We start from the raw sequence: 22,509 nt of genomic DNA, 5'->3' as shown, positions 1-22,509 counted from the left end.
CCAGTATCCTGTCCATCTCCTTTTACAGAAAGAATTGTACGGCTATTTCGAATGATGTATCATTATCATATGAATTCCAGCGCAGTCCGAAGCAAGGAAGAAACCATTGCCCGCTTGCGTGAGTATTGTGGTGCGCAGGATGATATACTTCTTTTAATTTTGCATGGTTCCGCGGCACATGACCAGCTGCGTGCAGAGAGCGATATCGATATTGCCCTTGCATTACGCCACCCCATATCCATTGATGAAAAACTCGATTATATCCTGATATTCAGTCGGATATGTGGGCGAGAAATTGACCTGTCGGATCTAAGGACCATAGGCGGGCTTTTCTTGCATCAGGTGTTATCCAAAGGTATACTCATTCTCAACCGGGACATCGAGCTCTACACGAAACTCGTCCTGAACAGTCTTATCTGCATCGAAGATATACATCCCATCCTCCAACATGCCCAAACCCTGTGAATAATGGAATTCATCAATGGTAGATAAAAGTCTTATTACCAGCAAGCTAGAATCTCTTATGCGTTGTGTCCAACGAATCGAAGCAAAAAGGCCGAATTCCATAGAAACGTTATTTCAGGATGTTGATATTCAAGATATTCTTGTGTTGAATTGAGAGCATCGATTTGGCTATTGTCTATGCCATTGCATGGGAGCACCTGGATGATTTCCGCCTCTTCTCGAGCTACGTTCAAAAGGCGCTATAACTGGGCCTCTTTCAAGACTGATTTACTGGATACATGACATGATGACAGGATTTTCCAAGATTCACTGGATGAAATAATTGGGTTTTAAAACCTCCCTTCCCCCCCAAAAAAAATCCCGTTCATCCCTCCCCATCCTGAAATCCTCTCCAGTATCCCGTTCATCCTGTCTGACCGGATATACATGATACTGGACAGGATGACAAGATTTTCCAGGATTCACTGGATGAAATAATTGTGTCTTAAATCATTTCCCCACAAAAAAATCCTGTTAATCCTGTCTTATCCTGTAATCCTGTCTAGTCCTCATCCCGTCCCATCCTGTAATCCCGTCCAGTCTCCCATCCCCTCCACAAGCCTTTGAGTCTGTTCTACTAAATAGAGCGGTAGCGAAAGCAGCACAAAGGGCCTCGCTTCTTTTCCCGCAATCGCGGTATGGGTGGAATGGATGGACGGCAGATCGGTATTGAAGCGAACTGCCAGCGGCACCTGCTTTTCCTGCACAAACATGTGCAGCGATCTCAGGCGGCCGCGAGAACCAGCTTTTACTTCTATAGGAATAACCTGCCCCCTGCATTGCATGAGATAATCCACTTCCGCGGTCGATCCGGGGCTTTGCCTGTTCCAATAGTAGAGCGATGGTTCTGCCCAAGGCTCAGCGGAATACAAGAGGTGCTGTCCGACAAACTGTTCTGCCACAGCGCCGGAATGGATCAACGTATATTCGGCATTCGGCAAAAAATCCGTCAGCCGCAGACCCAGAAATGCAGAGAGCAAGCCTGTATCGAGAAAAATGAGCTTGAAATAGGAAGGGTTTATTTCTGCGCCCAGCGGGATGCCATTGCCATCGGAATGGAATACGCGGTAGATAAGGCGCGCCTTCTCCAGAAGTTCGAGGTTTTCTTTTACCTGGGCCGCCCTCGCCTGCGAATTCAGCGAAGTGTACTTTACGGTTTTCCCCACCTGTGCAGGAATATTCCGGAATATACCCTGCAGAAATGGAACATTGACCTTCTGCTTGTATTTCCCGAAATCCGCATAATAGGTTTGCAGTATGCTGTGCTGCTCTCGGGCCACATCTTCGAGATCACAATTCGATTGCACAGAGGCTTTGACCACGCCGGGAAGCCCGCCGGTCAAGAAGTAATCTCTCAAAGAGCTGCGCAATTTCGCATGGATGGCCTCAGGGATTGTACGTGTCAGTGAATACGATTCGAGGTAATCCTCAAGCTCCCCTTGCCCGCGCGCAAGCAAGAACTCTCCGAATGTCATGGGCCCTAGATACAGAAATTCAATGCGACCGACGGGCATCGAAAAGGTGGGTTCCGAGAGCGCAAAGTCCAACAGCGATCCGGCGCAAATAACATGCAATTGAGGAATCCGTTCATAGAAGTATCGCAACCTGGAAAGCACCGACGGAGCTGCCTGGATTTCATCCAGAAACAGCAGCGTTGTGCCCGGAGATATCTTCATATTCGAGTCGATTTCAATATATCGAATGACCGATAGTATATCCTCGTCAGCGAAGAGGCTCGCCTTGCCAGGATGTTCGTCGAAGTTGATTTCAATCAATGTATCGAATTCTTCCTTCGCAAAGATCCGCACGAGCTCCGTCTTCCCCACCTGCCGCGCACCCCGAATGACAAGCGGCTTTCTGTTCGGCTCATTCTTCCATTTTCTGAGCATCTCGAGCGCATACCGTTTCATGTAGAGAAGTATAGCATCTAAATACCATAGTGCAACAATTATTTGCTATTATTATAGGTAATTTTACCAAATAATTGACAAAATTAAAGGTTTCAAGAGCGCCATGTCTGCTCGAATGCTCGACAAGACAATATGAAGAGACCTCCCGGGTAGTGCGCGTGGGTGAAAAGCTGGCCTTTGGTTCATTGGCCGCGCAGCACACCTTTGACCGGATGTACAGGATATTCGACATGATAACAAGATTTTCCAGGATTCACTGGATGAAATAATTGGGTTATAAAACCTCCTCCCTCCCCCAAAAAAAACCATCCCGTCCATCCTGTATTATCCTGTAATCCTGTCTAGTTCTTATCCCGTCATCCCGTCCAACATCCCGTAAATCCCCGCCCAGTATCCCTATGAGTGTAACAACCACTTCAATATCGGTTTAAAGGTAATTGTTTTTCCATTTTTCTCAATTTCTTTTTCTTCATCCCAGGTTATGACTTCTAACTCTTGGGCATTGAGTTCTTCGCGTGCTTCGATCAGGCTTTTTATCTCTCGTTGCGTGGTTTCGATATTCGAAGTATCGTATGAAACCTGAATGAGTTCTGATATATGCAGATTTTCTCGTATGACAAAATCAACTTCTCTCCCATTCCTCGTCTTGTAGTAAAAGAAATCGCTATTTGGTTCTTTCTTTTGTTTCACCAGTTCTATGAATACAAGATTTTCGAGCAGTTTGCCTCTATCGAAAGAAGTTCTCACCGATTTTGCGGTGATATAGCCATTATCGACGATATACATTTTCCTCGGTGATTTCATTCTTTCGATTGCTTTTGTTGAAAATTGCGACAATTCAAAAAAGATATATGATTCTTCAAGGTAGTTGATATACTTTTTAGTCGTCGTGATGCTTCTCAAAGAAAGGGCGTTTTGTATCTTTCTAAAACTCAATAGACTTGCAAAATTATTGACGAGAAATGTTCCTATGTCGCTTATTTCTGATGTGTATTTGACGCGATACCTTTGCACAACATCTTTCAATATGATTGAATCAAAAAGCGTTCTTAAGTATTCTTTGAGCTCAAGATCTTTTGTCACAATCTCGGGGAAACCGCCTGTAAGAAGGTATTCCTCGGCCAAACGAAGAAGTTCTCCTTTTTTTTGCGGAATTTGCAGGAATTCTTCTTTGAAATCGAAATGCTTTGCGCTTAAAAATTCCCTGAAATTGAACGGCAGGATTTCTATGGGGATATGTCTTCCCGTGAGCGCAGTTGAAAGTTCTTTGCTGAGGAGTTTTGAATTTGAACCTGTTATTATAAGATTATAGCCCTGTCGCTGTAATCTGTTTACGAAAAGCTCCCATTGAGGTAGATTTTGTATCTCGTCAAACAGTACAATTTTGGACTGGCCATATACTTCATGGAGGCTTTTTATAAGTTCGTCTGTATTGAATTCATTGCGTAACCGTATCGATTCATCGTCAAAGTTGAAATACATAAAAGGGGATTCTTTTAAAAGCATGAAGGCGAATACTGATTTGCCTGCTCTTCTTGGTCCTGTGATTACCTTGATCAAATCGCTTTCGAGCCATTTTTTTGCAGTGCTTCTTTCTTTACGCTCGACATAGTTGCCTTTTACTATTTTTTCTTTTTCGTATTTTTGTCGTAGGATCATATCCTTGATCATTTTGCCACCTCAAGTGGTCAAATTTTGCCAATTTTGACCACTTGATTGATTATACTGGACAAAATGAGAAAGTCAATCATACGCATTGCCGGACGCTTCCCGCCGCGACGATGGGATACTGTGGCGCTCTTTTGCAGAAATACTTGAGGCTCGTCAAGGCGCGCTCGCAGGCCTGAATCTCGTCCAGAATGATCAATATAGATAAGTCAAGAAAAGTATTACATTTTGATATTTTTTTGAAGTTAAATGCCAATCTTTACGCCATCCCGTTCATCCCCTCTCATCCAAGCCCTTCTTCCAATAAAGCTGTGATATACTCTGGCCTGAGCAGCTTTGCATCCTCATGCGATTCGAGGAACGGTGCAACATCCTTGGTGATGACCTCAAATTCGGTGTGTTTGATGCGGTCTCGCACGAGTGTTCGCCAGTCGCCATCAAGGTGAACGCCTTGCTGCGCGAGCGCGTTTCTGAGAAGTTCAAGATTGGGCTCAACAGGTGGCCTTCGGCTTCGGTACCACACGAGGTCATACCAATCGCGCCCCTTGCAAAATGAACGCGTGAGCAGTGCGTTCACTTTTCCTGCCATGAGTGAAGGTAAATCATAGTGCCGAACGGCAAAGAGGGTGTGGCGATTGATGAGCGTCGATGCGCACACTGCTCCCTTAGGTGGGTTGGTATCGAATTCGAGTTTAACCGATAGTTTTTCCTCAGAATGTCCGCTGAGCCCGGCTTCTTTCAGTAGGTGCGGAATTCCAACCCACGCCACGTGCACCGCTGACCTGTCATTCCAGGAAATCGAAACCTCATACCCCTGAAACTGCAAATCTCTCTTTATTTTCTGCATCCAGACGACTGGTCGATATTCTTTCTCCAATTCCAGAGAAAAGTCCAGATCTTCGGAAAAGCGTGGCAAATTGAACAAGAACCTCAGCGCGGTGTCTCCGAAGAAGGCAATGGAGGTAAATGCCTGAGATTCATGGAGACTTCGCAGAATGAGTGCCTGGATGTACTCTCGCAGGACATTGAGTCTGTCGGTCGGATCTGCAATCGAATGAACAAGCCCCAGTGCGTCGTTCTTCATATTATGACTCCTTGTGCCGCTTCCCGCGCATAGTCTTCCCAGACTCGCATGGCGCGCGCAAGCCGTGGCAGGTCGCTCGCTGCAATCAGCGCTCGAAGGGCTGCCGTGTCCACCGCGCGCGGTTCAAAGCGATAGGCTTCCATACGCGCCTGCGTCCATTCACCGTGCTCCAGATACCACAGATCGAAGAGAGCCTTCTCAGGGGGTGCGATGGATACCTGCTGCCCCATGATGGTATCGGTTCGGTATGGACCAAAGAGCGTTGTCTGGATTGTCCGGTACTGGAAGACCCCCATTGCATTCTCAAAGCTTCGGGTTGGTCGGGTGGTGACAGAGGTATAGATCGCGGTCTTTTCCGGGATGACCCCGTACCATGAAAGCGCCCATCGCTCCGAGAGATAGGAGGGCGCATAGAGTAGGTTGGCAAGCGCTGCGGCGTTGAGTGGTACACGGCGGTAGGGAGCGGCAAAGGCATACAGCCCACGCTTCAGCTCGATGATTTTGCCTGCTTTTTTCATGCGATGGAGGGCGACGCGCGTGGATTCTCTCGATTCGCCGCAGAGCACGAGAACCGACGTAAAATCGAAAATTACCTGATCGCCAAACAGCGCAAGCAAGGTCTCAAATTTCATCATTTACAATAATAAGCATAAATGTTAATTATTGTAAATAGTATTGCGAGTTAAGACAGAATATATTTAATATTCGACCGGATGCACGAGATACTCGACAGGATATACATGATACTCGACAGGATAACGGGATTTTCCAGGATTAACACGATAAAATAATTGGTTCTAAATCATTTCCCCACAAAAAAATCCTGTTCATCCTGTCTTATCTTGTCATCCTGTCTTGTCTTTTATCCTGTTCATCCTGTCTCACCCTGTCATCCGGTCTTGTCTCTTATCCCGTTCATCCAGTCCCATCTTGCTCATCCCGTCTCGCCCTATCCAGACCAGGCATGAAAACCCTCGTTTTTCTCTTCACATCCACCCTCAGAGGCCCAAAGTTGATGAGAAGACCAAGATCATACCCAGTCGCCTTCAGGTAATTGACAAGCTGAACCTCATGCACCTTCGCAAGAGCCTCAATAGCCTTCAATTCTAGCACCACAGAATCTTCGACAATAATATCCGCATAAAAAGATCCAACCAAATGATTCTGATAAAAAACCGATATCGGCTTTTCTTTGATTACCGATAACCCCGCACCAGAAAGCTCGATCAATAGCGCATTCCGGTAAACACTCTCCAGAAAACCACCCCCCAGAGAATTATGCACTTGAAAAGCGCAGGCAATAATCTTCCTGGTAATTTCTTCATTGTCCATCATAATAAATACGCACAGAAATCTGGCCCTTGATTGAAAAATCAAGCAAATATCTGCAATTTTCTCTCAAACCCGCCCCTGTAATTTATAGATTCTTTTCTCGACCGGATGCACAGAATACTCGACAGGATAGACAAGATACTCGACAGGATAACAGGATTTTCCAGGATTCACTGGATGAAATAATGGTTTTTTAAAATTCTCCCCCCAAAAAAATTATCCCGTTCATCCATTCTCATCCTGTCATCCCGTCTAACTCTCATCCCGTTCATCCCGTCTGACCGGATATACGAGATACTCGACAGGATGACAGGATTATCCAGGATTCACTGGACGAAATATATTTATTTTAAAAATCTCCCCCAAAAACCATCCCGTTTATCCTGTCCTATCCCGTCATCCCGTCTAACTCCCATCCCGTCCATCCCTTCTCGTATCCTGTACATCACTTCAGCAGAATCGTACTCATCGAGGCTCTGGGGGTGGCGCTTTTCAACAAGCACCGAGAGGGTATCAGCCATGTGGCTTCCTCCTTTGAACCAGTTGGCGCAGCGCGCGTATCGAAGGGCGGTGGCATTGCTCGAGCAGTAGTTCGATGCCAGAAAAGTCGATGCGACTGAATTCTTCTTCATCAATGCGCATGTTTTCGAACAAGTGGGATTCGATTTCTGCGGAGCGCACCGCGGGGTATCGAAGAAACAAGGTATCGAACAAGGCTTTTGCGGGGCTGGCGATCAGGTAGCTCCTTCTGCGGTCAAGAGACTCGTACTGCATGCCCGGAGCGAAGCAGCGCTCGGGAAGGTGCACGTAATCGAAAATGCCCACGGGCGTGCTGTACCGCTTTTTTCTGCCAGTGGTGACCGAGGTGATGATCCGCACCGCTTCCGGTATGAGGCCATGGCGCTGGAGCGCATATTCCAGCGAAACATACGAAGGCCCATAGATGAGGTTGGCGAGGATTTCCTTTGAATACGGGACAGGTGTCGTGGTTGAGAGGTAGAGCCCTTTTCGGATGCGCACAAGTTCCCCTGAACGCAGAAGTTTTGTCACCTTGTCGCGCGGATACGCATATCCTTTGAGTTTTTCCATGAGTTGGAGGTAATCAATTTCAGGAACATCAAAACTGATAGTACGCATGCCCTCTCCAATATTGACCGCTATGTCGACATTTTATCGACATAGAAGACAAAAAGCAATGAGCGCCACCATTGCGGCGATACTCGACAGGATGCACGGGATGCTCGACCGGATGCACAGGATACTTGACAGGATGACAAAATTTTCCAGGATTTACTGGATGAAATAATTGTGTTTGAAAAATCCCCGCCTCCCAAAAAAACCATCCCGTCCATCCTGTCTTATCCTGTCATCCTGTCTAGCTTTTATCCCGTTCATCCCGTCTCACTCCCGAGGAGGTACGCGGCATGCACGGCAGTCATGCCCGGGGCGAGCGTTTTTGTCGTGGGGTCATTCGAGAGGACAAAGGCATGCAAGAGGGGCTTGTCGAGAATGTCCCCAAGGTCGCGAAGATGGCGAATATCAGCCGTAGATGCGTGCTCGGTGGTTTTGATTTCGAATGCGAGGTAGCCGGCATCCAGTTCGATGAGAAGGTCGACTTCACGGCCGTCGAGGGTTCTGAGATAGGTGAAACGAGCATCGGAGAGGATCGTGTTCGCCTGCTTGTAGAGCTCGGCAACGACCATGCTCTCAAATTCGAGCCCAGTCGGGCTGCCGCGCTTTTGCACAACCGCCTGCAATACTCCGTAATCCAGCATGTGGATTTTGGGTGATTTGACAAGGCGCTTGCGCTCGTTCCCCGACCAGGCAGGCAGCACAACGACCTGATAGCTCATTTCGAGATAGCGAAGATATCGCTGGACTGTTTTTGAGCTTAAACCTACTTGCTGGCCAATGGCCGAATGATTCACGAGCGAGGCGGTCTGCAGGGCGATTACCCGCTGGAGTTTGACAAAAGGCTCCAGATCTCTGAATGAGGCAAGGTCACGAACATCGCGCTCGAGGTAGGTGCGTACATAGTTCGCGAGCCAGCGGTAGCGGTCTTCATCCTCCATGTCAGGGTTGGTCAGCGCCGGATAGCCGCCGAATCGGACGTAGTGATTCCATGCGTGCATGATACGCGCATGGTTCGGATCGAGGCGAAAATCTGGAAGCAGGGATTGAATCCGAGCGGGAATTTCCTCTGGAAATCGCAGCATACTCTGGAATGGGGAATCCGCAACCGGATCATTCCAGCTTTCAGTCTCGAGCTCGGGAATGGTCAGAGGATACAGGTCGATGATAGAACAGCGACCCGCAAGGCTCTCCCTTACTTTCTCGAGCAGCAGCAACTGGCTCGAGCCCGAGAGAACATACCGCGGTTCTTCCCACTGGTCATACACCGACTTGATGCTCTCGATGAGGCGAGGTTCCTTTTGGACCTCATCGAGGATCGCGTGCGGATACAGATCCTTCCATTGCAAGGCAGTGAGGTTCGCATAGCTGCTGCGTAACACGGGGTCTTCGATGGATAAAAACGTGTACTCAGGAAAAAGGTGTCGGGCCAGTGTCGTTTTGCCGGTCTGCCGGGCTCCCGTGATGACAAGGATTCTGCTACCTGGCTTGTCGGCAATTTCAAGAATACTACTGCCTATCTTGCGGTTTTTCATGAGTGAAAGTATAGCACAACGAGATAGAATTATCCAGTTTTCAGCGTAAATTTTGGAATATAATGCCTAAATTCAGCGTAATTATTGGAATATATCTGAAAGCCGGGTAGGATGTACAAGGTACTCGACCGGATGAACCGGATAATCGACAGGATGACAGGATTTTCAGGATTAACGGGATAAATTAATGGGTTTTGAAACCTCCTTGCACAAAAACCATCCCGTCCATCCTGTCTTATCCTGTCATCCTGTCCAGTCCTCATCCTGTTCATCCCGTCATTCACATACAGAACACCGCATACATCGGCACCGCCTGTATGCCATTTTCTACCCCAAAATTCCTGTGCGATATTCTAATCACATGGTCAGGTTTGTACTGTGCGCGATACACACCGAGACTTCGCGACTTTGTGTGAACGCCGGCCTTTACTTCGATCGGGATGACCTCTTCGCCGCGGGGGAGAATGAAATCGATCTCCGCCGTGCCCTTGGATTCCCAGTAGTACAACGGATATCCCTTTGCCTTGAGACTGGCTGCGACATAATTCTCTGCAATGGCACCCGAAAAGGTGCTGTTGTCCCATCCAGAGAACATGATCGATGCAGGCACCCCCGATTTGCACAGGAGCAGCCCGGTGTCTGCCATGTAGAGTTTGAACGCGCTCAAGTCCCTATGCGCTGCAAGTGGTATGAAAGGATGTTCGATTCTGTCGCATTTCAGGACGACTCCCGCCGCCACCAGCCAATCGATCGAAGGGCCGAAAATAGTCGCCGAGCCTCCTTTTTTCACCACTTTGTATTGGAATTTCCGGTTTTCCTTTGCCAATTGCGCCGGAATGCTGTCAAAACATGCGAGAATTCGTGTTGTTTCCGCTGGGGAGGCATATTTCGACATGTCTGCAACATAGCTGGAAAGAATGAGGCTCTGAACGGACAATGCATCGAGCATCCGGCCATCTTTCAGGTATGCCAGCACCGCGCCCGGCATTCCGCCTACCATAAGGTATGTTTTGAAGAGTTCAAGTGCTTTTTCATGCAATGCTCCAGGTAGTGGCGCATGATTGGCATATGCTTCTCGTATGACATCGATGAGCGCTTCCTGTCCTAGGGCTCGCAAAAACTCTTCGAAATCCATTGGATACAGCGTGAGCATTTCGACTTTGCCGACCGGAAACGAGTGCTGGTTCCGATGGACTGTGACTCCCAGCACGCTTCCCGCCGCGACGATGGGATACTGTGGCGCTCTTTCGCAGAAATACTTGAGGCTCGTCAAGGCGCGCTCGCAGGCCTGAATCTCGTCCAGAATGATCAATGTCGAATCCGGATTGATTTTCCGATTGAAGTACAGCTCCAACACTCCAATCAGACGGTGTGGATCGATGTCTCCGGAGAATTCCGAGGCTAGCCTCGAGTCCGTCTCGAAGTTGATATAGATCGTATCCTGAAAACAAGTTCGCCCAAACTCCTGGAGAAGATATGTTTTCCCCACCTGCCTCGCACCATAGAGAAGCAACGGCATCCGTGAAGGACGCGCTTTCCATTCAAGAAGCTTCATCATGAGAGTTCTTTGCATGCTGATACACCTCTCTAGCAGAAGTATGCGGAATAATGATAGATAAGTCAAGAAAAGTTGTAAATTTCGATACTTTTTCGAAGTTAAATGTCAATATTTGCGATACACGCTGGTCGCCATCTCTGCTTGATTGGATTCGCGTGATACTCGACCGGATGCACAGGATACTCGACAGGATGCACAGAATACTCGACAGGATAACAGGATTTTCGAGGATTAACACGACAAAATAATTGGTTCTAAATCATTTCCCCATAAAAAATCCCGTCCATCCTGTCTCATCCCGTCATCCCGTCTAACTCTCCTCCCAAAAACCATCCCGTTCATCCTGTCTCATCCCGTCATCCTGTCAAACTCTTATCCCGTTCATCCCGTCTCATCCTGTCCATCCTGTCTTGATTGTCTTGCTCTTCTCACACCTCCACGAAGTCCATCACATACGCCGGTATCAGCGGTACGCCCTTGGAAGAAATCGCGTCTCGTGAGACGATGATGCCTTGCCGTGCGTCGGGGTAGGTGGAACGAAAATTGCGCAGGGCGACAGGCTCTGTCGATGTAGCAGCCGAAAATTTAACTTCGATCGGAAGGGGTCCTCTGTTAGTTTCCACGATGAAATCGATTTCGGCTCCTCCTGTGGTGCGCCAATACCGTATCCTCTCAAAGCGGCGAGCGAGTGTCAGGAAGGCCGCGTTTTCGACCGCATGCCCGTCGAGGAGATCATAGGGCGATCGAATCGCAGGCCTGGCACCGGTCGCGAGGAGTATCCCTGGATCGTTCACATAGACTTTCGGCATCTTGCTCACTTCTTTGCGAGGGTTCGAAAACCACGGTGGCACGAGGCTGAATACAAAGGTTCCCTCTAAAATATCCAGATACCGGTTAACTGTTTCTGCATTGAGTCGGAGTGTGGAACCTAGTTCGCTCTTATTGAGCTGCGATCCTATCTGTGCGCTCAAGAGACGTACCATGTTGTTGAATCCTCCGATGTGTTCGACTCTCTGATATCCGGCGACATCTTTGTGCAGGTAGGTGGAGAGGAGTTCTTTGAGGATATCGAGTCGCAATGGGGCGGGTGCGAGCACTGGTCCGGGGTAGCCGCCAAAGGTGAGGTATTCGGCGTAGGCATCTTTGAGGAGGCTTCCATAGAGTGTGGTGTAATCGGCGAGCTCATGGATTTCATCGAGGGTGAACGATCGGAGGGGTATGTCCGGCAATCGAGCGCGCACAAATTCGCGGAAGGAGAAGGGACGGATTATGAACTCTTTCTTCCTTCCCGTCAGGGATTCGGCATTGTTCGTCAGCTCGAGGCTGGAGGAACCGGAAACGATGAACCGATACCGATCCTTCGTGTGATCATAGATGGTTTTGAGAAAGAGGCCTGCATGGGGAATCGTTTGAAATTCATCGATAAGAATAGTCGCTGTGCTGCCTTTGAAGCGGTCATCGAGGCGAAGTATGAAAAGCCGGGGGTCTCCAAACGAAGGATCGGCAAACTCGAGGTCCGCCGCGAGGTATAGTACCTTTCTTCCTTCATTCTCAAGCTCCTGTCGCAGATACTGGAGGATGGTCGTCTTCCCGACCTGTCTGGCACCTTTGAGAATGAGAATGAAATCCTGGGTCAGCCAAGGACGCAGCTGATCAATAATATCCCGATAAATCATGTCAGAATTTTAATACCTTACCATGAAAAAATCAACATAAAATCCCTGCTTCATCGAGGAGCACCAGCATGTCAACAATGTGGCATAAGAAATCTTCATATAAAAATATCTGACATGATGACAGGATTTTTCAGGATTAACACAATGAAATAAAGGTTTTTTAGAATCCTCCCCCCAAAAACCATCCCGTCCATCCTGCACCATCCTGTAATCCTGTCCAGCTCTTATCCCGTCCATCCCGTCAAAAATTCTCTGGAATCCCCCTTGCACCCTGCCGATACCTATTATACAATTTCGAATGTTCACAAACTGAACATTTCAAAGCTGATGAGCAAGGGTCAGCGTGTTTCGGCCGCGACCTTCCGCTCCCAGCGTCATGTTCCTCCCGCACGCCCCGCGCCAGGCTGAAAAAAGGCTCGGAAGGCAAAGGTGCGGGGTGAAAGGCAATATCCCCGCTGGGCTCCTCGAGGGGTTTGGAGGGCGAAGCTATTTTGCTATCCAGAATTCAAGCAGAAGATTGTTTTTATCCTCAAATGTATCTATAAATGTTTTTAGCGGGTTTTTATGTCCAATCCAGTAAAACTCAAAGCCGAAGTCCTCTCCGTCAAATCTTTTGGGCCCGACACCTACTCAGTCAAATTCAAGCCGGAGTCCAATCCTCCACGATTCAAAGCCGGGCAATTCCTGCATCTCACTATTGATGAGTATGATCCGGCAGGCGGCTTCTGGCCGGAATCGCGAGTCTTTTCGATTGCATCTGCGCCTGGAATGCCAGAATTGGAGATAGTGTACAGTGTCAAAGGCCGATATACCCGCCGTATGGCTGACCATCTTTCTCCGGGGCGAGAGGTATGGCTGAAGCTTCCTTATGGCAATTTCATTATCGATACATCAATTGCGCCCGGGCAAGATGTCGTGATGATTGCGGGAGGAACTGGCATTTCGCCATTCTTGCCGTATTTCCATGGCTTGTTGGCAAATAATCAAAAAGAGCGCACCGTGCGCCTTTACTACGGAATTCGCGAAAATTCCATGCTCCTTGCAGCTGAGCTCATAGAACATTGTGCCCGCGCCGGGCTCATGGAAGCTTCTCTTTTTGTAGAAAATGAAAAGCCGAATCTGCGGCTGCCTTCATTCATACGACAGGAATCCGGCCGTCTGGATATTCACCAAATCCATGCTGAATCGAGCAATTTGAATAACCCGGCATTTTTCATTTCCGGGCCGCCCGCAATGATTACCGCATTCAAGGATGCGCTTTCTCAGGCAGGCATTTCCCCCGAAAATATAAAAATCGACGAATGGGAGTAAAAATGGCAAAAACCGAGAAAGAACTCCGCGCACAAATCGCCGAGCTTGTCAAAGAATATTATGATATCAAATTCGCCCCCAAGCCTTTCGAGCCCGGCAAGAGCATGGTCCGCTACGCTGGCCGCGTCTTTGACGAAAAGGAACTGCAGAGCCTGGTTGATGCATCGCTTGATTTCTGGCTTACCTCAGGAAGGTATTCAGAAGCGTTTGAATCAGCCTTCTGTGCGTTTACCGGCGCAGAGTACGCGTTCCTTGTCAATTCCGGTTCTTCCGCGAACCTTGTTGCGCTTGCAAGCCTTACCAGCCCGCTTCTGGGTCACAGGCGGCTGAAACGAGGCGATGAGGTGATTGCGGTCGCAGCAGGATTTCCGACGACAGTAAACCCTATCATTCAATATGGCATGGTCCCTGTGTTTGTCGATGTGGAAATCGGCACCTACAATATTGACGTGCGGCAGCTTGAAAAGGCGATCAGCTCGAAGACAAAAGCGATTTTCCTTGCTCATACATTGGGGAACCCCTACGACCTCGATGCAATCATGAAGCTGGTGGAGAAATACAATCTATGGCTCATCGAGGATTGCTGTGATGCTCTGGGCTCTACGTATAAAGGACGCTTTGTAGGCAGTTTTGGCCATATTGCGACATGTTCATTCTATCCAGCGCACCATATCACGATGGGGGAGGGTGGTTGTGTCTTTACGAGCGACGAGACTCTGGCTCGGGCTGCTCGTTCCATTCGCGATTGGGGACGCGACTGTTATTGCGCGCCAGGCGAAAGCAATACCTGTGGCAAGCGCTTCAGCGCCACCTATGGAACGCTTCCGAAAGGCTACGACCACAAATATGTCTATTCGCATATCGGCTACAATCTGAAAGTAACTGACATGCAAGCAGCGATTGGCGTCGAGCAGCTCAAGAAACTGCCGAAATTCATTGAAGCTCGAAAGGCCAATTTCAAGGCCTGGACTGAGGGCTTTAAAAAGTTCGGGGATGCGTTCATCCTGCCCAGGCCGACAGAGGGTTCTGACCCTTCATGGTTTGCCTTTCCTGTTACTGTTGCGGAAAATACCGGCTTTACCCGAACGGAGCTGACAGATTATCTCAACAATCATGGAGTGGAGACCCGCAACCTGTTCGCAGGGAACCTGCTCAGGCAACCGGCGTACATTGGTATTGAACACCGCGTTGCGCCAGGAGGACTCAAACGGACTGATCATATCATGAATGACACATTTTTCCTGGGAACATACCCGGGGCTCACAAGGGAGCAAATTGAGTATACATTGGGCATCATTGAAGAATTCCTGAAATCAAAGGGGGTAGCATAACCCATGAAAGTCGTAATACTGGCCGGTGGCTACGGGACGCGCATTTCGGAAGAATCGGACCTCAAACCCAAGCCTATGATTGAAATCGGCGGCAAGCCAATTCTTTGGCATATCATGAAAATCTATTCCCACTACGGATTCAACGATTTCATCATCTGCTGCGGCTACAAAGGGTATGTAATTAAGGATTATTTCCATCATTATTACATGCACCAGACAGATATTACAATCGATCTCGAAAAAAACTTGGTTCAGTTTCATGCCTCAAATTCCGAGCCTTGGAGAGTCACCCTTGTTGATACAGGACTAAACACTATGACTGGGGGCAGAATAAAGCGCATACAGTCATTTGTCGGTAATGAGTCATTCATGTTGACGTACGGAGATGGAGTTTCTGATATCGATATTCTATCTTTGCTTGATTTTCATAAAAAAAACAAAAGGCTTGCAACGCTCACTGCAGTACAGCCATCTGGCAAGTTTGGAGCGCTTGGTATCGATAACCAGAATGCAGTCATTCAGTTCCAGGAAAAGCCAAAAGGCGATGGCGCATGGATCAATGGCGGTTTTTTTGTCTGTGAGCCCGGCATATTTGACTATATTCGATCTGGTGATGAAACAATCTGGGAGCGCCAGCCTCTTGAAGACTTGTCCAGAGATGGGCAGCTTCGTGCCTATAAACATGAAGGGTTCTGGCAGCCTATGGACACTCTGAGAGACAAGAATGAATTGGAACGACTCTGGTCCAGTGGAAAGGCTCCCTGGAAGGTATGGGAATGATTGATCACGCATTTTGGAAAGGAAAGCGAGTCTTCCTGACCGGTCATACTGGTTTCAAAGGCTCATGGCTCTCGATATGGCTCAATGAGCTTGGAGCCGATGTCTATGGCTATGCGCTTGACCCGCCGACTGAGCCAAGCTTGTTCGTTGCTGTTGATCTTGAAAAGAAAATTCATTCTGTAAAAGGAGATATCAGGAATTTTGAGAACCTGAAAAAGGCTGTCTTGTCAGCTCAGCCTGAAATTGTGATACATATGGCGGCGCAGCCTCTCGTAAGGCTTTCCTATGAGCAGCCCTTGCTCACGTATGAAACCAATATCATGGGAACAGCGAACCTACTCGAGGCAATCAGAGGTTGCGCGAGCGTGCGTTCCGTGGTCATCATCACGACGGACAAATGCTACGACAACAAGGAATGGCTTTGGGGCTATCGAGAAAACGATACGCTTGGTGGTTATGATCCGTATTCAAGTTCAAAAGCCTGTGCCGAGCTTGTTGTCGGTGCGTATCGGAACTCTTTTTTCAATCCAAAAGACTATGGGCGCACTCATCATGTCGCAATTGCCACTGCGCGAGCGGGTAATGTCATAGGCGGCGGTGATTGGGCCAAAGACCGCCTTGTTCCTGATATTGTCAAAGCGATAAGTAAAGGGCGAAAAGTACTTATCCGGAATCCAGAAGCGATTCGACCATGGCAGCATGTGCTTGAGCCTCTTTCTGGTTATCTGATGCTTGCTGAAAGGCTTTACACAAAAGGGACCGAATACGCTGAAGCTTGGAATTTCGGGCCTTATGATGCTGATGCAAGACCAGTTCGATGGATTGTGGAAAAGCTCTGCAGCATGTGGCCTGAAGCAGCAGGTTTTGAAATCGATACAGCCCTCAAACCTCATGAAGCAGCCTATCTGAAGCTGGATTGTTCCAAATCCATGAACCGCCTGGGCTGGAAACCGACATGGAATCTTGAAACAGCGCTTAGCAAAATTATGGATTGGAACTTGGCATTTCTTCATGGTGAGGATATTTATTCTATCTCAAGAGGGCAGATTATAGATTTTGAAAATGAATCAGGATTTCATAAATGAAAGTATCAGACTATATTGTTAATTTCCTCTCGGAACGAGGGGTTCATGCAGTGTTTGGTTATTCTGGCGGTGCAATAACCCATCTTATGGATTCATTGTCACGACGTTCTGATATTCATTTTATCCAGACGTATCATGAACAGTCTGCAGCAATTGCTGTTGAGGGCTATTCAATTTTTTCAGGCACTGTTGGTGTGGCTTTGGCGACAAGCGGTCCTGGTGCGACAAATATGATCACTGGAATTGCAGATGCCTACTTTGATTCTATCCCAGCGCTATATATTACTGGTCAGGTTAATACATATGAATATAAAGGTTCTAAGCCTATTCGCCAGCAGGGTTTTCAGGAGACAGATATCGTTTCAATAGTAAAGCCTATCACTAAGTACGCAGTCCAAGTATTTAATCCATTGAAAATCCGTTATGAATTGGAAAAAGCGTGGGCTATTGCCACAAATGGCAGATATGGACCAGTTCTTCTTGATATTCCGATGGATGTACAACGTGCAGAAGTTGATGAGAATTCCTTGACTGGATTTGATGATAAACTTTCTGCTTTCAATAGCATTAAATATATTGGCAATTTTTCAAGGGGAACCCTTGCATCACTTATTAAAAATTGCAAGAGACCGCTCCTTCTTTTGGGAAATGGTATCAAACTGTCAGGTGCTCAAGAAAAAGCAATAGAGTTATCAAGGCTCTATAAATTACCAGTTGTGACTTCACTTCTTGGGAAGGGGGCTTTTCCTGAGGATGATCGTTTAAGTATTGGTATGATTGGCAGTTATGGAAATCGTTGTGCCAATATTGCAATAGCAAATGCTGATTTGGTCATTGCGATCGGTTCCCGCCTAGACACTCGCCAAACGGGAACAAATCTAGCGTCATTTGTGAGAGGCGGTAACATTGTTCGTCTTGATATTGATGAAGCTGAAATTGTGAATCATCGGCTCGGAAACGTATATGCAGCAGTAGGTGATGCTAAATTATTTATTGATGAACTAATAACGATGCCTTGGAATGCTTCAGATAATGAATGGCTTTTTTATCTAGATCGTTTAAAAAGCCAATATGGACAAAACGCAGAGATTGCTAGAAATGTTGAGAATAAGAAACCATATTTAGTAATGGATATTCTAAACAGATATGCTTCTGATAATCAAATCTATTGCGTTGATATTGGGCAAAACCAGATGTTTGCAGCACAAAAAATACTTATAAGAAATAATCAGTCATGGAAAACCAGTGGTGGGCTTGCACCAATGGGATTTGCTGTTCCATCTGCTATTGGTGCAGCATTTGCAACTAACAAAAGCAGACCTATTTTTGCCATTGTCGGTGATGGCGGCCTTCATATTTCATGTCAATCACTTCTTTTAATTGCGCAATATAAGCTTCCAATAAAAATCATTCTAATTAATAATAAATCTCTTGGTATGATTACTCAGTTTCAAGATTTGTATTTTGATAGCAGAAAAGAAGGTACAACCAAGGACAGTGGATATATTATACCAGACTTTTATTTTTTGGGTAAATCATATGGATTGCAATATTTCCGAATTGCAGACAATGATTATGAAAATGAAGAGAGGCTGAAGAACATATTCAATGCTAAAGAAGCAGCAATAATCGAATTTGATGTAGGAGAAAATACAGTAGTCTATCCAAAACTTGAGGTAAATATGCCTGTTGAAGATCTTAACCCTAAATTGCCAGTTGAAGAATTGCAGCAACTTATGTTAATTGATAAGCGCTAACAGTATTCTTTATGGTTTAATCAACCTATAATTTAAAGAAACACTCGATGAAAATCGCAATTCTTGGTGCAACGAGCCATATTGCAAAAAATCTTATTTACTATTTTGCTAAAGATCCCCAATGTGAGCTATTTCTCTTTGCGCGCAATAAACAAGCTGTTCATGAATTCATTGAATCTTGTGATAGTATTTCTTTTTCTAGAGTTCTTGGATTTGAAGAGTTTCTTGACGGTAATTATGACGCTGTAATTAATTGCGTTGGAATTGGCGATCCCCACAAACAAAAAGATGCTGGTGTCGAGTTTTTCAGAATTACAGAATATTACGATAATCTCATAATTGACTATCTTTTGAGCCATAAAAATGTTGTTTATATCAATTTTTCAAGCGGCGCTGTCTATGGCACTGCTTTCGATTCAGGTGTTACAAAAGATAGCTTGGCTACTATTGATGTTAACAATATCACCTCAGCTGATTTTTACCGCATAGCAAAACTGAATTCTGAGGCAAAACATCGAGCCATGCTCGATTTGCGTATTATTGATCTGCGCATATTCGGTTTTTTTAGTCATTTCATAGATCTTGATTCGGGCTTCCTGCTATGCGAAATGGTGCGCTGCACAAAAGATCACGCAATTTTCCATACCAATTCAGTAGATATAATTCGTGACTATGTAGCACCAAGCGACCTTTTTTCGCTTGTCAAGCTTTGTCTTGAAAAGGAACCTTTGAATTGCGCCCTTGATGTTTATAGTGCTAAGCCCGTACGAAAAAGCGAACTTCTCAATCTTTTTTCTGAAGAATTCGGGCTAGAGATTGAAGTCGAAGAAAAGGACCATTCATCACCGACAGGTACAAAAGTGGTTTATTTCTCGACAAATCGTGATGCTCAAAAGCTACTTGGTTATTTTCCTGAAAATACATCAATCTGTAATGTGCAAAGAGAAACAAGAATTCTGATTCAATAAGATTTAATCATTATCAGTAATCCTCATTATCAGAAAAATGGAAATGAAAATAAACAAAATAAGAATTAGAAATCTATTTACTAAAGATATTATAAGCACTTACACTAATCAATTTTGGCGACTTATATCAGGTCCAATATCTCTTATTCTTATTCCTCTATTTATTACTCCAGAAATTCAGGGGTTTTGGTATACATTCAGCAGCATATCTGCTTTGTCAGTTTTTGCAGATCTTGGATTTACCACGATTATTCTTCAATTTTCTGCACATGAATTTGCATTCCTGCATTTCAGTGGATCTTTGGATTTGTCAGGTCCTGAGGGATATAGAAAGCGAATGGCTTCTCTTTTCCGATTTGTGCTCAAATGGACGACAAGCATAGTGCTTATCGCATTTCCAGTAATTTTCATTGTTGGCTATATCCTATTTATTCAAAAGGCTGGCATTTCTGTATGGCTGGCGCCATGGATCATCTATTCAATAGGCGCTGCTATCGGGTTTTATGCAAGTGTTGTTTCTTCGTTCATACAGGGGTGTGACCAAGTATCAAATATTCAAAAATTAAGCCTTCAGTCAGCCATAGTCGGGACTCTTTCAATGTTTATTTCATTAATGTTGCATTTTGGTTTGTATTCAATAGCTATATCTTTATTGTTGGCGAACTTGTACAACCTGGCAGCAATTCTGATCAAATATCGAAAATTCCTTAGGACTCTATGGAAAACCGAACCTGATAGCACAGATTGGAAGCATGATATTCTCAGACTGTTATGGAAATATGCATTAAGCTGGTCAAGTGGCTATTTTATTTTCAAGATATATACACCATTTATGTTCCAGTTTCATGGGCCGATCGAAGCAGGCAAGGTAGGAATTACTATTAGTCTGGTCACAGCAATTTTTAGTATCTCGAATACATGGTTTTCTGCGAATACACCCAAATTGAATATGTTGGTTGCAAAACGAGAATGGAAAAATTTGGATAAAGAATTTCGAAAAAACATGATATTATCATTGGGAACATATTTATTAGGTATTTTTGCGTTATTCGTTGCGGTTTTTGTTTTTTCAGGAAGATGGCAGTTCTTCGATAAATTGAAGGTTAGATTCCTTGGGTTGATGCCTCTATCAATGCTTCTGGCAGGATGGTTTTTGCAGATTATTGTGAATGGGCTAGCAATTTATTTGCGTGCGCATAAAGAAGAGCCTTTTGTAATACCATCTGTTGTGAGCGGAATATTTATTATTGCTACTACCTATTTAAGCGCTAAATATCTTCCACCTACCATGTTTTTCACAGGATTCATTGCTTCTTACCTATATGGATTACCATGGTCATTTAAAATTTTCTTTAATAAAAGGAAAGAATGGCATTTATGAATGATTATAGTGAATTGATTGCTATATGTATACCAACCTATAATAGACCGAATTTCATAAAAAAGCAGATTGAGACTTTATGCCCAATTTTAAAAAAATACAATATAAAAGTTTATATTTCAGATAATTCTGAATCTAATGATACTAAAATGATAATCGAAAAATTCAAAGATAAATTTGATGTATCTTATTTTAAAAATGAGACGAATATCAAAGATAGAAATTTTCTAAAAGCTATTTCATATCCATCGGCTCAATATAGGTGGATTATCAGCGATAGCACTATTTTTGATGAAGAAAATCTTAATAAACTAATTGATATTTGCAAAATGACAAAATATGATTATATATTACTAAATACAGGTAGATCAGAGATAATAACTGATCAAGAATATAATGATTATAATTTGTTACTCAAAGAGCTTGGATGGCATTTGACATGTTTATCATCATTTGTTTATTCAAAAACTATAATTGAGTATTCTGATAGTATAGAACGATATTTGGATGGAAATTTTATTCATCATGCATTATTATTTGAAATTATTCCTTTTAAAGACAAGAGAATATATTGGATTGGTTCCTTCATAATGAATTCTTTGTCGCTCCAAAAATTAAATACATGGACGAATTTTACTTACGAGATTTGGACAAAACGTTGGACAGAATATATTTTATCATTGCCGGATAAATATACTCTCGAAAATAAATTAAACTGTATTAAGGATCATGGAATTAAATCATCTCTTTTTAATTTTAAAAGAATAATAATTCAATATTGTAGAGGCGTTTATAATAGAGAAATATATAAAAAGTACAATAAATATTTCAAATATGCTATGACTAGAACTATAAGAATTACTTTGCATTTTATTTTATTTCTTCCAAATAAACTTTTAATTCGAATTTTACAAGTCTATACGTTTATACGTGGGGGTTCCTGAAAAAGTAATAAAGTCTTTCTAGGGAAAAGAATATATGATAAAATAGCCTTGGAAAGTGCATGAAAAATGAAGGAAATGCTCCAAAACCCGCGCACTTTAAAGGGAAGCGATGTACCGAACAGCTGAAAAAGTGCCTGAATTTGAGCAGTTCGACATGATCTTCGGAGGCAAGCTCATCGTATTCTGTTCCCCTCTTCATTCAGACCATGCATAATGGATGAGGAGGCAAGAAATGGCAGAGGTGCAGAGGTGGACTGCCAAGAAGAAAGCGGACATTGTTTTGCAGATCTTACGGCAGAGCTCCACGGTAATCGATGTTTCTCGGCAGAACGATCTTGCGCCCAGCGAAGTGCAGGCGTGGGTCGATACCTTCGTGAAGGGCGGTGAACAGAGTCTCAAGGTGAAGGCTTCCGATGCGGTTGCCCAGTACGAGCAGGAAGTCAAAGAGCTCCGCTCGTGTCACAGTCGGTGATAACTTTCCGGTTTTAGTCTGAACTAACCCCATTTAAGTAGACACATTATTAGATTCTATAGAGCTAGTATACAACATTTTA

At 45.0% G+C, this 22,509-nt stretch carries 21 protein-coding genes; 10 read left to right on the top strand and 11 right to left on the bottom strand.

What is annotated here, in order from left to right; all coding sequences use genetic code 11:
- Positions 1–69 precede the first annotated feature (69 nt).
- Positions 70–465 carry a type VII toxin-antitoxin system MntA family adenylyltransferase antitoxin gene (mntA, locus tag GAP13_RS00105; protein ID WP_158904957.1) on the top strand — a complete coding sequence of 132 codons (396 nt, stop codon included), beginning with the start codon at positions 70–72 and terminating at the stop codon, positions 463–465.
- Between the two features lie 548 nt (positions 466–1,013).
- Here mntA and GAP13_RS00100 read toward each other — a convergent pair.
- The 11 genes from GAP13_RS00100 to GAP13_RS00050 form a co-directional block, all read right to left on the bottom strand.
- On the bottom strand, positions 1,014–2,414 hold the full coding sequence (locus tag GAP13_RS00100; protein WP_158904955.1) for an ATP-binding protein: 1,401 nt from the start codon (positions 2,412–2,414) through the stop codon (positions 1,014–1,016).
- Between the two features lie 396 nt (positions 2,415–2,810).
- Entirely contained in the window at positions 2,811–4,085 is a 1,275-nt protein-coding gene (locus GAP13_RS00095; RefSeq protein WP_158904953.1) for an ATP-binding protein, read from the bottom strand.
- Between the two features lie 76 nt (positions 4,086–4,161).
- A complete protein-coding gene (locus GAP13_RS13280) occupies positions 4,162–4,281 on the bottom strand; it encodes an AAA family ATPase (protein ID WP_222126098.1) in 120 nt (39 codons plus the stop codon).
- 84 nt (positions 4,282–4,365) lie between these two features.
- Complete coding sequence (locus tag GAP13_RS00085) at positions 4,366–5,166, bottom strand: nucleotidyl transferase AbiEii/AbiGii toxin family protein (RefSeq protein WP_158904949.1); 801 nt, start codon at positions 5,164–5,166, stop codon at positions 4,366–4,368.
- Entirely contained in the window at positions 5,163–5,801 is a 639-nt protein-coding gene (locus GAP13_RS00080) for a type IV toxin-antitoxin system AbiEi family antitoxin domain-containing protein (RefSeq protein ID WP_222126097.1), read from the bottom strand. Before GAP13_RS00080 ends, GAP13_RS00085 begins: the two co-directional genes overlap by 4 nt.
- Before the next feature lie 280 nt (positions 5,802–6,081).
- Positions 6,082–6,501: a GxxExxY protein gene (locus GAP13_RS00075; protein ID WP_222126096.1), complete on the bottom strand. Its 420-nt coding sequence runs from the start codon at positions 6,499–6,501 to the stop codon at positions 6,082–6,084.
- Positions 6,502–6,842: 341 nt separating this feature from the next.
- Positions 6,843–7,019 (bottom strand): hypothetical protein, encoded by a 177-nt coding sequence (locus tag GAP13_RS00070; RefSeq protein WP_158904945.1) that lies wholly within the window; start codon positions 7,017–7,019, stop codon positions 6,843–6,845.
- Positions 7,012–7,635: a type IV toxin-antitoxin system AbiEi family antitoxin domain-containing protein gene (locus GAP13_RS00065; protein ID WP_158904943.1), complete on the bottom strand. Its 624-nt coding sequence runs from the start codon at positions 7,633–7,635 to the stop codon at positions 7,012–7,014. The genes GAP13_RS00070 and GAP13_RS00065 overlap by 8 nt, the downstream gene beginning before the upstream one ends.
- A gap of 254 nt (positions 7,636–7,889) precedes the next feature.
- Positions 7,890–9,164, bottom strand: coding sequence for an ATP-binding protein (locus GAP13_RS00060; protein WP_158904941.1), 1,275 nt, complete (start codon positions 9,162–9,164; stop codon positions 7,890–7,892).
- Positions 9,165–9,444: 280 nt separating this feature from the next.
- Positions 9,445–10,737 carry an ATP-binding protein gene (locus GAP13_RS00055; RefSeq protein WP_158904939.1) on the bottom strand — a complete coding sequence of 431 codons (1,293 nt, stop codon included), beginning with the start codon at positions 10,735–10,737 and terminating at the stop codon, positions 9,445–9,447.
- 413 nt (positions 10,738–11,150) lie between these two features.
- Positions 11,151–12,398 (bottom strand): ATP-binding protein, encoded by a 1,248-nt coding sequence (locus GAP13_RS00050; RefSeq protein ID WP_158904937.1) that lies wholly within the window; start codon positions 12,396–12,398, stop codon positions 11,151–11,153.
- A 564-nt stretch (positions 12,399–12,962) separates the two neighbouring features.
- Here GAP13_RS00050 and GAP13_RS00045 point away from each other — a divergent pair.
- The 9 genes from GAP13_RS00045 to GAP13_RS00005 all read left to right on the top strand — a co-directional run bounded on the left by GAP13_RS00045 (position 12,963) and on the right by GAP13_RS00005 (position 22,427).
- On the top strand, positions 12,963–13,709 hold the full coding sequence (locus GAP13_RS00045) for a ferredoxin--NADP reductase (RefSeq protein WP_158904935.1): 747 nt from the start codon (positions 12,963–12,965) through the stop codon (positions 13,707–13,709).
- A gap of 2 nt (positions 13,710–13,711) precedes the next feature.
- Positions 13,712–15,040 (top strand): lipopolysaccharide biosynthesis protein RfbH, encoded by a 1,329-nt coding sequence (rfbH, locus tag GAP13_RS00040; RefSeq protein WP_158904933.1) that lies wholly within the window; start codon positions 13,712–13,714, stop codon positions 15,038–15,040.
- Between the two features lie 3 nt (positions 15,041–15,043).
- A complete protein-coding gene (gene rfbF, locus GAP13_RS00035; RefSeq protein ID WP_158904931.1) occupies positions 15,044–15,820 on the top strand; it encodes a glucose-1-phosphate cytidylyltransferase in 777 nt (258 codons plus the stop codon).
- Positions 15,817–16,905: a CDP-glucose 4,6-dehydratase gene (rfbG, locus tag GAP13_RS00030; RefSeq protein ID WP_158904929.1), complete on the top strand. Its 1,089-nt coding sequence runs from the start codon at positions 15,817–15,819 to the stop codon at positions 16,903–16,905. The genes rfbF and rfbG overlap by 4 nt, the downstream gene beginning before the upstream one ends.
- A complete protein-coding gene (locus GAP13_RS00025) occupies positions 16,902–18,662 on the top strand; it encodes a thiamine pyrophosphate-binding protein (RefSeq protein WP_158904927.1) in 1,761 nt (586 codons plus the stop codon). Before rfbG ends, GAP13_RS00025 begins: the two co-directional genes overlap by 4 nt.
- A 47-nt stretch (positions 18,663–18,709) precedes the next feature.
- Positions 18,710–19,630, top strand: coding sequence for an NAD-dependent epimerase/dehydratase family protein (locus GAP13_RS00020; RefSeq protein WP_158904925.1), 921 nt, complete (start codon positions 18,710–18,712; stop codon positions 19,628–19,630).
- 37 nt (positions 19,631–19,667) lie between these two features.
- Positions 19,668–21,011 (top strand): polysaccharide biosynthesis protein, encoded by a 1,344-nt coding sequence (locus GAP13_RS00015; RefSeq protein WP_158904923.1) that lies wholly within the window; start codon positions 19,668–19,670, stop codon positions 21,009–21,011.
- On the top strand, positions 21,008–21,955 hold the full coding sequence (locus GAP13_RS00010; protein WP_158904921.1) for a glycosyltransferase: 948 nt from the start codon (positions 21,008–21,010) through the stop codon (positions 21,953–21,955). Before GAP13_RS00015 ends, GAP13_RS00010 begins: the two co-directional genes overlap by 4 nt.
- A gap of 232 nt (positions 21,956–22,187) precedes the next feature.
- Complete coding sequence (locus GAP13_RS00005; protein ID WP_158904919.1) at positions 22,188–22,427, top strand: transposase; 240 nt, start codon at positions 22,188–22,190, stop codon at positions 22,425–22,427.
- Positions 22,428–22,509 lie beyond the last annotated feature (82 nt).

This window comes from Rectinema subterraneum (assembly GCA_009768935.1).
GTDB lineage: Bacteria > Spirochaetota > Spirochaetia > Treponematales > Rectinemataceae > Rectinema > Rectinema subterraneum.
This window is presented reverse-complemented; position numbering and strand designations above follow the sequence as displayed.